The sequence below is a fragment of the Streptomyces mangrovisoli genome (assembly GCF_000974985.2).
Classification (GTDB): Bacteria; Actinomycetota; Actinomycetes; order Streptomycetales; family Streptomycetaceae; genus Streptomyces; species Streptomyces mangrovisoli.
Genome location: NZ_LAVA02000040.1, coordinates 13,915 through 26,198, shown reverse-complemented (window position 1 = coordinate 26,198; position 12,284 = coordinate 13,915). Strand labels below are relative to the sequence as shown.

Here is a 12,284-nt window from a genome sequence, read left to right as displayed (position 1 = left end):
CGCAGGAGAATAGGGCCAACCGCCGACACCCGTGGACGACGGGTGGGTGTTCCGTGGACGACGGGTGGGTGTTCAGCTCCCGGCCGACCGCGCGTCGGCCGACAGGAGGGCCGTCGCCAGCCTGGTGAGGGCCGTCCGCTGGTCCTGCGGGAGGGGCTCGGTGAAGGCGGTGACGCGGCCGGCGATCTCGGCGGTGCAGCGGGCCGCGAGGTCGTGACCGTGCGCGGTGAGCGTCACGACGACGGCGCGGCCGTCGTGCGGTGACGGGGCGCGGCGGACCAGGCCGCGCTTCTCGGCCCGGCCGACGAGACCGGTCATGGAGGACTTGTCCAGGCCGAGGTGGGCCGCGAGTTCGAGCATTCCGGCCTGCCGGTCGCGCAACACGCCCAGCAGCCGCATCTGTACGAGCGACAGGTCGTGCTCGCCCCCGGTGTCGCTCAGGATGCGCTGGATCCGGAACGACAGCTGCACCAAGGCGTCCACGGTGTTCAGGGGGCGGCCGTCGTCATCTCGGCGGTCGTCACCGCGGCTGCCGGGGTCTTCGTCGGAGCCGTCGCCGGGGTCCGCGGCATGCGTGTCGTCGCTGGTCATGGTCCGAGTCTAGCGCTTTAGTACGCGGCACGAACTAGTTCTGTTGACTTGGTACGCGGCACAAACTAACGTCGGTCCCGCACGAGTAGTACGTGACGCAAACCAAATCCGGTGACCGCCCCGCACTCGCCGGGACCGGCACCCGTCCCAGCTGAGGAGAACCCCATGCGCGCCGCCGTCGTCCACTCTTTCGACGCCCCGCCCCGCTACGCCGACTTCCCGGAACCGGTGGCGGCCGGCGCGCACGAGGTCCTGGTGGACGTGCTGGCCGCCGGGCTCCATCCGCGGGTCCGGTCCGCGGCCGACGGGACCCACTACACCTCCGACGGCACCCTCCCGCTCGTGCCCGGGATCGACGCCGTCGGCCGTACCGCCGACGGCGAGCTGCTCTACTTCGTCGCCGACGACGGCGCGACCGGCACCCTGGCCGAGCGGTCCGTGGTGGACCGCCGCCGCTCGATCACCCTGCCGCCCGGGACGGACCCCGTCGCCGTGGCCGCCGCCATGAACCCCGGCATGTCCTCGTGGGTGGCGCTGCGACGCCGGGCCGCCTTCCGGCCGGGCGGCTCGGCCCTCGTCCTCGGCGCCACCGGCAGCGCCGGCCGGCTGGCCGTGGCGATCTCCCGGCACCTCGGGGCCGAGCGCGTCGTCGGCGCGGGCCGCGACCCGCGCCGCCTCGCACTGGTCCGCGCACAGGGCGCGGACGACGTGGTCGACCTGACCGGCGACGTCGAGGAGGCCGCCGCCCGGGTCGGGCGGGCCGCCGCGGACGTGGACGTCGTCCTCGACTATCTGTGGGGCGCGCCCGCGCAGCACACCATCCCGGCCCTGCTGCGCGCCCGCACCGACCGCGCCAAGCCGCTGGCCTGGGTCCAGATCGGCTCGGTGGCCGGCCCGGAGGTCACCCTGCCGTCCTCCGTGTTGCGCGCCGCCGCGCTCACCGTCATGGGCAGCGGGCAGGGTTCGGTGACCACCGCGGGGATCGTCGCCGAACTCCCTTCCCTCGCCGCCGAGATCGCGTCCGGGGCGCTGGCCGTGGACGTGCTCACGGTGCCGCTCGCCGACGTGGAGCAGGCGTGGAACCGGCCCACCGAGCCGGGTCGGCGCGTCGTACTCATGCCGTGAGCCCGACTCATACTGCGAACCAAACTCGCACCGAGGTGCCCAACTCGCCTCTGGAACCGAGGAGTTCACTTCGGACCGGCCCGGCGGTCGATTCTTTGTTCATAGCTACGAACTTCTGACCGAGTGGGTGACCGCTGCGGTCGCGGCCTGATAGGAAACCTTCCTATCAGTTGGCCGCGGCCCCCACGGGCAGCCAACTGTCCACCCCCCACTCGCACTTGGAGTCGTCGTGGTCCACGCACCCGAAGAACCGTCGCCCCGCCTCACCACCCGTCGCACCCTGCTCGCCGCCCTCGGCGCGTCGGTGGCCGCCGTGCCGCTGCTGCGCGCCGCGCACGCCTCCGCGAGCACCCCGGCCACGGCCGCCGCCGTGGGCCTGGACGACCCGGCGAAGAAGGAGATCGCCATGCAGCTGGTCTCCAGCGCGGAGAACTCCTCCCTCGACTGGAAGGCGCAGTACAAGTACATCGAGGACATAGGCGACGGCCGCGGCTACACCGCGGGCATCATCGGCTTCTGTTCCGGCACCGGCGACATGCTCGACCTGGTGCAGCTCTACACCGACCGCAAGCCCGGCAACGTCCTCGCCACGTACCTGCCCGCGCTCCGCACGGTCGACGGCAGCGACTCGCACGCGGGCCTCGACCCGAACTTCCCGAAGGACTGGCGCAAGGCGGCGCAGGACACAGCCTTCCAGCAGGCCCAGAACGACGAGCGGGACCGCGTGTACTTCGACCCCGCGGTCCGGCAGGGGAAGACCGACGGGCTGCGGGCCCTCGGCCAGTTCGCCTACTACGACGCCATCGTCATGCACGGCGACGGCGACGACCCGACCAGCTTCCGCAACATCCGGGCGCGGGCGCTGCGTTCGGCCAAGCCGCCGGCCCAGGGCGGCAACGAGGTGACGTACCTCAACGCCTTCCTCGACGCCCGCGTCTGGGCGATGAAGCAGGAGGAGGCGCACAGCGACACCACCCGCGTCGACACCGAGCAACGGGTGTTCCTGCGCAAGGGCAATCTCGACCTCACCCCGCCGCTCGACTGGAAGGTGTACGGCGACAGTTACCACATCGGCTGACCGACACCGCGCCGACGCGAGCCCACGACCCCCGGGGGACCCGCGTCGGCGCGGGGCCGCGCGCCGGTCTCAACGGCCGTGCGTTCTCCGCACGTTGTTGTAGATGCGCAGAAGGTGCTTGGCGACCGGGCACGCGGCACCGTCGTACGCGCACTGGCGGCAGGTGCGCATGTGGCTGTCGTAGGCGTCGCGCGCCTGCTCGACGGCGGGGTCCTGCTGATCGGTCATGACGGTCCTCGTACTCGGAGCAAGGGGGTACGAGAAATGATGATGATCTTGTTACTTGCGGTAGCGGAAGCGTGGTCCACACCACAGCTCATCAGGCAGAATGCGCAGGTGACCAACCGTCACCACGCGTTCCGCAACCGGTGAACACGGACCCCGGACGGTCACTCCGCCGCGTCGGCGGCGTCACTCCGTGCAGTCGCGGGGCGTCCGTCCGGGCCGTCCGGGTGCGTCGGGCCGCGACGTGCCGAACATCACTCCATGAGCCCCGCGGCGAGCATCGCGCCGAGCTCCCAGCACGCCTCGGTGTCCGCCTTGGCGGGCTCCCCGGTGACCGTCACCGCGTCGGCGGCGCGCCGCCAGCCGAGCCCGGTGGTGATCGACTCGATGGCGCGGACCGCCCCCGTCACGTCGTTGCCGCCGTGCACCCAGTAGCCGAACGGACGCCCGCGCGTCTCGTCGAGGCAGGGGTAGTAGATCTGGTCGAGGAAGTGCTTCAGGGCGCCGGACATGTAGCCGAGGTTCGCCGGGGTGCCCAGCAGATAGGCATCGGCGGCGAGCACGTCGGACGGCGTGGCGGACAGCGCCGCCCGCCGCTCCACCCGCACCCCCTCGATCTCCGGGGCCGTCGCCCCGGACACGACGGCCTCGAACAGCGCCTGGCAGTTGGGTGAGGGCGTGTGATGCACGATCAGCAAGGTGGCCACACCCCGCACCCTGCCCCGGCACCCGGCCCGGCCGCAAACGCGGAACCCGGCGACCGGCCGTCCCCGCCCCGGCCGTCCCCGCCCCGGCCGGCGCCCGGCCGTCCCCACCCGGCGCCCCCTACCGCACCACCCGCAGCGCCCCCGGCAGCACCCGCGCGGTGACCGGCAGGACGGCGTCGACCTCGCCGTCGGCGCCGTAGGGCACCTCCCGGTCGGCCTCGATGCGGATCTCCTTGCCGCGCAGGACCTGCACCTGGGGCCGTTCGACGTGGGTGCCGGCGCTGAGCTCGTTCATCAGCGCGAAGAACAGCCTGCGCGGGGCGTGCCGGATCAGCACCACGTCCAGGAGGCCGTCGTCCACCCGGGCGCCGGGGGCGATCATGCGGCCGGAGCCGTAGTAGGCCGAGTTGGCGGCCACCACGGTGTAGCCGCGGTGGATGTGCAGCTCGCCGTCGACGGTCACCCGGTACGACGCCGGGCGCCAGGTCGTGACGGCGCGCAGCCCGCCGGCGTAGTAGGAGGCGGCGCCGCGCAGCAGCCGGGAGCGGTTGGCGTGCCGGTTGGCGAGCGCGTCGACGCCTGCGTACACGCTGCCGAGGACCACCACGCGGCCGTGCGCGGCGGATTCGACCTCGATGGTGTCGACCGGCCGGGCGGGGTTGTGCAGCAGCACCTCGGCGAGCGCCTCGGGCTCCTCGGGCAGGCCGAGGGCGCGGGCGAAGTCGTTGCCGCGCCCGGCCGGGACCAGCCCCAGGGCGGTGCCGGTGCCGCTGAGCGCGCCGCCTATGCCGCCCGCGATGCCGTCGCCGCCGACGGCGAGGACCACCCGGCCCCGCTCCCCCGCCGCGCGGGCGAGCTCCTGGGCGTGGGCGAGGCTGCGGCTGTACTCGGTCTCCAGCTCCGCGCCCGCCTCCCGCAGGACCCGGGCCACCTTCAGCAGCGCCGCGGCGCCGGTCGAGCCGCCCGCGGTGGGGTTGACGACGGCGGTGAACTGTCGCATCGGTGGGCCTCCGGAGAATCGGCGGGTCGGGCGGGTACGGGGTGTCGGGCCGGGTGGAGCGGGGCGCGAGTCGCAACAGTGTCGCTCAGCGGGAGCGGCGGGGGCCGGGCAGGTCGGTTCCGGGGTGCCGGTGGCTCGCCGGAGCGGCTGGGCGCGGTGGCCCCGCCGGAACAGCCGACACGGACACGGGTGCCCCGCCGGAACAGCTCGCGGTCAGTCGGCCGGCAGCAGCACCCCGGGGTTGAGCAGCCCGGCGGGGTCCAGCTGCCGCTTGACGGCGCGCAGGGCGTCGATGCCGAGCGGGCCCGCCTCGCGGACGTACCAGTCGCGGTGGTCGGTGCCCACGCCGTGGTGGTGGGTGATGGTGCCGCCGGCCGCGAGGATCGCCTCGCCCGCGGCGCGCTTGGCCGGCGCCCAGTGGGCGACGGGGTCCTCGCCCTGGGCCGAGACCACCGTGAAGTAGAGCGACGCGCCGTTCTCGTAGACGTGCGAGATGTGGCACATGACCAGCGGCGGGGTGCCGGCCTCGGTGAGCGCGGCGGTCAGCGCCCCGCGGACGGCGGCGTACAGCTCGGGGATGCGCGACCAGAAGGCCGCCGTCTCCAGGGTCTCCGCGAAGGCGCCCGCGTCGAGCAGCGCGTCGCGCAGGTAGGGCGCCGAGTAGCGGCCGTGCGCCCAGCGCTCCCCCGGCTCCTGCCCGAGGGGGGTGCCGCCGCAGGCGGTGAGCACCTCGGCGGCCCGCCGGCGGCGGTGGGTGGTGTCCTCCTCCGTGCCCTCGAAGCCGACGATCGCCTGGCAGCCGGCCGGGGTCGCGGCGTCGGGCGCGCCGATGGCGTCGGGCTGGGCCAGGCCGATCAGCGTCTCCGTCTCGTCCGAGAGCCGCAGCACGGTGGGCCGGGGCCCGTCCTGGGCGAGCCGGCGCAGCGCGGCGGTGCCCTCCTCGAACGAGGCGAAGCGCCAGCCCTCGTAGATCCGCGTCTGCGGCACCGGGCGGATCCGGACCGTCACGGAGGTGATCACCCCGAAGGCGCCCTCGGAGCCGAGCACGAGCTGGCGCAGGTCGGGGCCGGCCGCCGAGCGCGGGGCGCGGCCGGTCTCCAGGGTGCCGCGCGGGGTGGCGAGGGTCAGTCCGAGCACCATCTCGTCGAAGCGGCCGTAGCCCGCGGACGCCTGGCCGCTGGAGCGGGCCGCGGCGAACCCGCCGATGGTGGCCCACTCGTAGGACTGCGGGAAGTGGCCGAGGGTGAAGCCGTGCCCGGCGAGCAGCGCCTCGGCCTGCGGGGCGCGCAGCCCGGGCTGGAGGGTGGCCGTGCGGGAGACCGGGTCGAGGTCGAGCAGCCGGTTCATGCGGCGCAGGTCGAGCGCGACGGACGGGCCGCGCCGCTCGGGCGCGAGCCCGCCGACCACGGAGGTGCCGCCGCCGAACGGGACGAGCGTCAGACCGTGCTCGGCGCAGGCGCGCAGTACGGCGAGCACCTCGTCGTGGCTCGCGGGCAGCGCCACCACCGCGGGTGTGTCGTCGACGTCCCCGGTACGGATGCGCAGCAGGTCGGGCGTGGACTTGCCGCGGGTGTGCCGGATGCGGCTCTCCGCGTCGGTGCGCAGGTGCGCCGGGTCGCCGCCGACGGCGTCGAGGAGCGCGTCGCGGGCGGCCGCGCCGAGGGGTGAGTCGGGTACGGCGATGTCGTCGAGGGCGATCGGCTCGGCGTCGTACGGCTTCACCCCGAGCAGGTCGTGCAGCAGACCGGTCACCGACTCGGGCAGCGGCGTCGCCTTGGCCGGGTCGCCCCAGCCGCTCCAGAGCATGTCCATCGCGCTTGTCCTCACAGTCGGTCGCTTCGCGGGGTGCCGCGGGTCCGCGACGGGTTCGGGGCCGGGGGCCCCGCCGACCACGGACGGAGTGCCGCCGCTCGCCGCGGCCGGCGGGCGTTACACTGTTACACATGACGCCTATTCGTCACAACCACTCGGACAGCGATCCCGTGCTCGACGCGGTGCGCGACTGCGTCCTCGCCGTCGGGGTCCGCCGCACCACCCTCACGGACGTGGCCCGCCGCGCCGGCGTCTCCCGGATGACGCTCTACCGGCGCTGGCCCGATGTGCGCACCCTGGTCGGGGACCTGATGACCCGGGAGTGGGTCGACGTGGCCACGTCGGCGATGCCCGAGCGGCGCCCCGGCACGACCACGCGCGCGCTCACGGTCGACGGACTGGTCGCCGGGGTGGCGGCGTTCCGCGCCCACCCGCTCTTCCAGAAGATCGTCGACGTCGATCCCGAGCTGCTGCTCCCCTACGTCCTCGACCGCCGCGGCGCGAGCCAGGAGGCGCTGCTCGCGCTCCTCGCCGACGCCCTCCGCGAGGGCCACGCCGACGGCTCCGTGCGCGCGGACCACCCCGAACGGCAGGCCCGTGCGGTGCTGTTGGTGGTGCAGTCCTTCACCCTGTCCCTGCGCACCATGACCGACGAGGACGACCCCGACCTCGACTCCGACGCCTTCCTGGCGGAGTTGCGGACCGTCCTGGAGAGGACATTGACGCCATGAGCCCCGCCCTCCCGGCCCCCGTCGCACCCGGTTCCTCGCTGTCCGCCGCGCGCCGCCGCCGCGAACTCGCCGATTCCGGCGCCGACTTCGTCGCCGACGTGCTGGTGATCGGCCTCGGCGCGACCGGCGCCGGAGCCGCCCTGGACGCGGCGGCGCGCGGACTGCGGGTGGTCGCCGTGGACGCCCACGACCTGGCCTTCGGCACCTCCCGCTGGAGCTCGAAGCTCATCCACGGGGGACTGCGCTACCTGGCCTCGGGGCAGTTGGACGTCGCCCACGAGTCCGCCGTCGAACGGGGCGTGCTGATGGAGCGCACGGCGCCGCACCTGGTGCGCGCCGAGCCGTTCGTGCTGCCGCTGACGCCCATGGTCTCCCGCGCTCAGGCCGCGCTCGCCTGGACCGGACTGCGCGCGGGCGACACCCTGCGGCTCGCGGCGCGCACCGCCCGCGCCACGCTCCCCGCGCCCCGCCGGCTGTCGGCGGTGGAGACCCGGCACCTCGCCCCCGCGCTGCGCACCGGCGGCCTGCGCGGCGGGCTGCTCTCCTGGGACGGCAAGGTCACCGACGACGCCCGGCTGGTGACCGCGCTCGCCCGCACCGCCGCCGCGCGCGGCGCACGCGTCCTGACCCGGGTCCGCGCGCTGGAACTCACCGGCTCGGGCGCCCGTGTGCGGGACGAACTCACCGGCGAGGAGGGCGAGATCAGGGCCCGCGCGGTGCTCAACGCCTCCGGCGTGTGGGCGGGCGGGCTGGTCGACGGCATCCGCGTGCGCCCCTCCCGCGGCACGCATCTGGTCCTGCGCGCGGACCGGCTCGGGCCGCTCCCTGCGGGCCTGCACATCCCGATCCCCGGGGAGAGCAACCGCTTCGTCCTCGTCCTCCCGCAGGGCGACGGCCGGGTCTACGTCGGCCTCACCGACGAACCCGTCGACGGCGGTATCCCGGACGTGCCCGAGGTGCCCGAGGCCGACATCGGCTTCCTGCTCGACGTGCTCGGCACCGCGCTGGACGTCCCGGTCCACCGCGACGACGTGGTGGGCGCGTTCGCCGGGCTGCGCCCGCTGCTGGACACCTCGGGGCCGGGCGGCACCACCCGCACCTCCGACGTCTCCCGCAAGCACGCGGTGCTCACCTCGACGGAAGGCGTCACGACGGTCGTGGGCGGCAAGCTCACCACCTACCGCCGCATGGCGCAGGACGCCGTGGACGCCGTGGTGCGGACGCACGGCCTGCCGGCCGGTCCGTCGACGACCGCCGCCCTCCCGCTCGTCGGCGCCGCCGCGCCGCACACGCTCGCCGCGCTGCGGGCCCCGCACCGCCTGATCCAGCGCTACGGCACCGAGGCCCCGGCCGTCCACGCGCTCGGCGACCACGACCCCCGGCTGCGCGAACCCGTCGTCCCGGGCCACCCCGTGACCCGCGCCGAACTCCTGTGGGCGGTACGCCACGAGGGCGCCCTGGACGCGTCCGACCTCCTGGACCGCCGCACCCGGATCGGACTGGTGCCGACGGACCGGGCGGCGGCCCTGGAGGCGGCGACGGCCGCCCTGGACGAGGCCGTCTCGGAATCTTCTTGACGTCGTGTCAGCCCCGCGACCGGGCCCGGCAGGGGTGCCGGACCCGCCGCGCGGCGGGCGGGCGTCAGCCGCTGCTGGTGCCGAACCCCTGGGTGACGTAGGCACATTCGGTGTAGATGTAGCCGGAGCGCAGCTTGGCCGTGTCGGAGCCCGGGGTCGACACGCTGTCGCCCTTGGGCTTGTGCAGGAAGTAGGTCGTGCCGGCCGGCAGGCTGATGGTCCGCTTCGGGTAGTTCTTGCCGCTGGAGCACGGCTTGAAGTCCACCAGCGTGTCGCTCAGCGAGTAGGACCGGCAACTGCCGCACGCCTTCAGGGTGAAGCTGCCGGTCACGGGCCCGGTGTAGAGGACCGTGATCTCGTCGGGGCTGTCGTTCTCGACGGTCACCGAGATGCTGCCGCCCGACGCGGTCGTCGGCAGGTGCTTGCCGGCCGCGGGGGTGGTCTTGGCGATCTCGGCGGCGATCACGATCTTCTTCGCGCGGGCGGCGTTCTTGTCGTGCTTGTTGGCGTCGACGAAGTCGTTCAGCGTCGTCATCGCGGAGTCGAAGTCGCCGTCCTTGTACTGGTCCACGCCGCACGCGTAGCCGCCCGTGGACGCGCTCCGGTCGGCGCGCGAGGCGTCCGCGTCGAGGGCGTCCTGGGCCTTGGCCCCGGACAGCGAACCGATCTGGGAGCTGAGCCCCTTCAGCCGGTCGACGGCGGTGCAGGGGTCGCTGCCGTGCACGCCCTTCGCGGCCTTGGTGACGGCCGAACCGACGGCCGGTTCCACCTTGCCCGCCTGGTCCGACTCGGGGAAGGTGGCCAGCAGATCACCGAACTGCCCGGCCCAGGCCGACCCGTCGGAGGTCAGGTCGGAGGCCCCGCACTCGTACAGGGAGGTCGCGAGCCGGTCGTCGGGCCAGGTGACGAGCGAGCCGAGCTGCTTCTTCGGCAGGGTGTCGGGCACCTTGCGCAGATACTTCAGCGCCGGAATCGCGTCGCAGTACTGCTTCTTGTCGTAGGCGGCGCCGACCGTCTCGTAGAACGTCGTCATGCGGTCGGACACCTTGCCCGCCGCACGCGAGTCCGGATGGTCGGCGACCAGGCCGCTGTAGGTGTGCAGCGCGCTCCGGTAGGAGGACTCGGCGCTGCTGAACGGCCGTTCCCCGGCGTCCGCGACCAACTGGTCGGCCTTGTCGAGCCGGTCGAGCAGCATCTGCTGGATCGCCTCGTCGTGCGCCCGGTCGTAGAGCACCCCGCCCCCGACCGGGACGGCGAGCAGGACCAGACCGAGCAGGGCGGCGAGCGGCGCCCGCCCCGGCCACACCAGCCGGGTCCGCAGCCCCACCACCGCGCCGTGCACGGCGGCGAGGACGAGCAGGACGGCGTACGCGACGAGGGCCGTGCCCGACACGCCGTCGGCGTCGGCCGGCAGCGCCACGAGCAGCAGCACGATCGTCGCGGCCCAGCAGACCGCGGCACCGATCCAGCGGCGCAGCAGCACGTAACCGAGGCCGAGGCCGCTGAGGTTGAGCAGGGCCACGGCGGCCGCGCGCCAGCCGTCGGCGGGCGCGGGCGGCGGGCCCGGCGGTCTCGGCGGCAGCGGCGGGAAGCCCGCGCCGGCGGGCGGGCCGTAGCCCTGCGGCTGACCGCCGTAGCCCTGCGGCGCACCGAATCCCTGGGCCGGGTGTGCTTGCGCCGGATAGCCCGGCGACGGATATCCTTGCGGCGGCGGACCCGGCTGGCCCTGGGGCGGCTGGCCCGGCTGGCCCTGCGGGGGGCCGAAGCCCTCTGATGGGCCGTACGGACCCTGTGTGTCACCGGACATGGCGGCTCCCCCCGTCAACTGCGGCCTCATGCCTATGAGTTGTCAGTGTACGGTCGGGCTCGACGGGTCCGACAGGGGGTTATGGGGTCATCACCCGGGCAGCAGGGACGCCCCTACCGCCATGGTCGTGTAGCGCGCCGTGAAGGTACCACCGAGGGCGTCCACCGCCGCACCCGCCCCGTCCAGCACCTGCTCCAGCTGCGGTTTCGGCAGCCGGGTGAGCGGGCCGAAGGTGGGCATCTGCGCCAGCCACGCGTCCCGGGTGTACGACCACTCCCACGCACACCGCCACTGCTCCGGCCCGCCGAACCGGCCCGTGCCGCCGATGCCTTCGGCGACCTTGTCGAGCAGCCTCGCATAGCCGGTCAGGGCGCCGCCGGAGAGCGCCCGGAAGTCGAACGGCGAGTCGGGCACGACCCGTTCGAAGACGGCGGCGAACGCCTCCATGACCTCGACGGGGAGTTCGGGCACGTTCCAGAACAGGGCCAGGAGGCCGCCGGGACGCAGCACGCGCGCGGCCTGAACGGCCCCCTCCACCGGGTCGATCCAGTGCCACGCCTGCCCCGACACCACCGCGTCGAAGGTCCGTCCGGCGGGATCCCACTCCTCCCAGCGGGCGACCTCGGTCGCGATGCCCGAACGGCGGGCGAGGCCAGCCATGCGCGCGTCGGGTTCCACGCCGAGCACGGTGCAGCCGGCGGCCCGGAACTGGCGGGCGACGATGCCGGTACCGCAGCCGACGTCGAGGACGTCCGGGCCGGGGCAGGCGTCGACGATCCGCCGGACCAGGGCCTCGGGATAGCGGGGACGGGTGCGGTCGTAGCGCTCGGCGTCCTCGCCGAAGGACTCCGCCACGTCGCGGTGCCGGTGGGGCGCGCTCTCCGGGAGCGAAGGAGTGGGCATACGCCCACTATGGTGGGCACGTGCCCACTCGTCAACGGGGAGGGTTACCCTCGGCCGTGTTCCGGCAAGGAGAGGACGACCCGTATGGCGCCGACCGGCGTGGCCCTGCGCGACCCGCGCGAACAGCTCTTCGACGCGGCCGAGCGCATTCTGCTGCGGTCCGGGCCCAGCGCGCTGACCAGCAGGGCGGTGACCACGGAGGCCGGGTGCGCCAAGGGCGTGCTGCACCGGCACTTCGCCGACTTCGACGCCTTCCTCGCCGAGTTGGTGCAGGACCGGGTCGCCCGCGTCGAGACGCAGGCCGCCGCGCTCCGCGACCGCGCGGGCACCGGCACCGTGGTGGACAACCTCGCCGAGGCGCTGACGGAGGTGTTCGGCTCGGTGGCCGTGGCGATCGTCAGCCTCATCACGTTCCGCGACGAGCTGCGCGCCCGGCTGCGCCGCACCGCACCGTCGGGGGTGCCCCTGCTCGCGGAGGCGACGGCCATGCTCGCGGGCTACCTCGACGCCGAGCGCGAGCGCGGACGCGTCGCCGCCGACGCCGACGTGCGAACCCTCGCCCCCACGCTCATCGGGGCCGGGCATCTGCTGTTCGCCGACCGCACGGGCACCCCGCCCGACGCCGAGGCAGTGCGCCGGACGGTCACGGCCGTTGTGGGAGCGGTCGCAACACGGGCCTGAACGGACGACACCAGACCCCGCCCGGCCCCGTGGTGACTTTGCCCACC

At 74.4% G+C, this 12,284-nt stretch carries 12 protein-coding genes; 5 read left to right on the top strand and 7 right to left on the bottom strand.

Annotation, left to right across the window (positions count from 1 at the left end; genetic code table 11):
* Window positions 1-72: 72 nt before the first annotated feature.
* Window positions 73-591, bottom strand: a complete 519-nt coding sequence (locus WN71_RS18595) for a MarR family winged helix-turn-helix transcriptional regulator (protein WP_079177947.1) — start codon at window positions 589-591, stop codon at window positions 73-75.
* Window positions 592-756: 165 nt separating this feature from the next.
* Between WN71_RS18595 and WN71_RS18590 the strand changes: the two genes are divergently transcribed.
* Together WN71_RS18590 and WN71_RS18585 are read left to right on the top strand one after the other, a co-directional pair.
* Window positions 757-1,716, top strand: coding sequence for a quinone oxidoreductase family protein (locus WN71_RS18590; protein ID WP_046591804.1), 960 nt, complete (start codon window positions 757-759; stop codon window positions 1,714-1,716).
* A gap of 229 nt (window positions 1,717-1,945) precedes the next feature.
* Window positions 1,946-2,794 carry a chitosanase gene (locus WN71_RS18585; RefSeq protein WP_046591803.1) on the top strand — a complete coding sequence of 283 codons (849 nt, stop codon included), beginning with the start codon at window positions 1,946-1,948 and terminating at the stop codon, window positions 2,792-2,794.
* 69 nt (window positions 2,795-2,863) lie between these two features.
* Here WN71_RS18585 and WN71_RS41955 read toward each other — a convergent pair whose 3' ends face one another.
* From WN71_RS41955 to WN71_RS18570, 4 genes are all read right to left on the bottom strand, one after another.
* Window positions 2,864-3,022: a hypothetical protein gene (locus WN71_RS41955; RefSeq protein ID WP_167382934.1), complete on the bottom strand. Its 159-nt coding sequence runs from the start codon at window positions 3,020-3,022 to the stop codon at window positions 2,864-2,866.
* 251 nt (window positions 3,023-3,273) lie between these two features.
* Window positions 3,274-3,726, bottom strand: coding sequence for a flavodoxin family protein (locus WN71_RS18580; protein WP_046591802.1), 453 nt, complete (start codon window positions 3,724-3,726; stop codon window positions 3,274-3,276).
* 118 nt (window positions 3,727-3,844) lie between these two features.
* Window positions 3,845-4,726, bottom strand: coding sequence for a YegS/Rv2252/BmrU family lipid kinase (locus WN71_RS18575; protein WP_046591801.1), 882 nt, complete (start codon window positions 4,724-4,726; stop codon window positions 3,845-3,847).
* Window positions 4,727-4,939: 213 nt separating this feature from the next.
* Entirely contained in the window at window positions 4,940-6,538 is a 1,599-nt protein-coding gene (locus tag WN71_RS18570) for an FAD-binding oxidoreductase (RefSeq protein WP_046591800.1), read from the bottom strand.
* Between the two features lie 131 nt (window positions 6,539-6,669).
* On the opposite strand from WN71_RS18570, the gene WN71_RS18565 reads away from it, so the two are divergent.
* Both WN71_RS18565 and WN71_RS18560 read left to right on the top strand, forming a co-directional pair.
* Window positions 6,670-7,269: a TetR/AcrR family transcriptional regulator gene (locus tag WN71_RS18565; RefSeq protein WP_079177946.1), complete on the top strand. Its 600-nt coding sequence runs from the start codon at window positions 6,670-6,672 to the stop codon at window positions 7,267-7,269.
* Complete coding sequence (locus WN71_RS18560; RefSeq protein WP_046591798.1) at window positions 7,266-8,846, top strand: glycerol-3-phosphate dehydrogenase/oxidase; 1,581 nt, start codon at window positions 7,266-7,268, stop codon at window positions 8,844-8,846. Before WN71_RS18565 ends, WN71_RS18560 begins: the two co-directional genes overlap by 4 nt.
* 64 nt (window positions 8,847-8,910) lie before the next feature.
* Here WN71_RS18560 and WN71_RS18555 read toward each other — a convergent pair whose 3' ends face one another.
* Window positions 8,911-10,653, bottom strand: coding sequence for a hypothetical protein (locus tag WN71_RS18555; protein ID WP_240529695.1), 1,743 nt, complete (start codon window positions 10,651-10,653; stop codon window positions 8,911-8,913).
* A 90-nt stretch (window positions 10,654-10,743) separates the two neighbouring features.
* On the bottom strand, window positions 10,744-11,556 hold the full coding sequence (locus WN71_RS18550; RefSeq protein WP_079177945.1) for a class I SAM-dependent methyltransferase: 813 nt from the start codon (window positions 11,554-11,556) through the stop codon (window positions 10,744-10,746).
* 84 nt (window positions 11,557-11,640) lie between these two features.
* Here WN71_RS18550 and WN71_RS18545 point away from each other — a divergent pair, with 84 nt between their 5' ends.
* A complete protein-coding gene (locus tag WN71_RS18545; protein WP_046591796.1) occupies window positions 11,641-12,237 on the top strand; it encodes a TetR family transcriptional regulator in 597 nt (198 codons plus the stop codon).
* Window positions 12,238-12,284 lie beyond the last annotated feature (47 nt).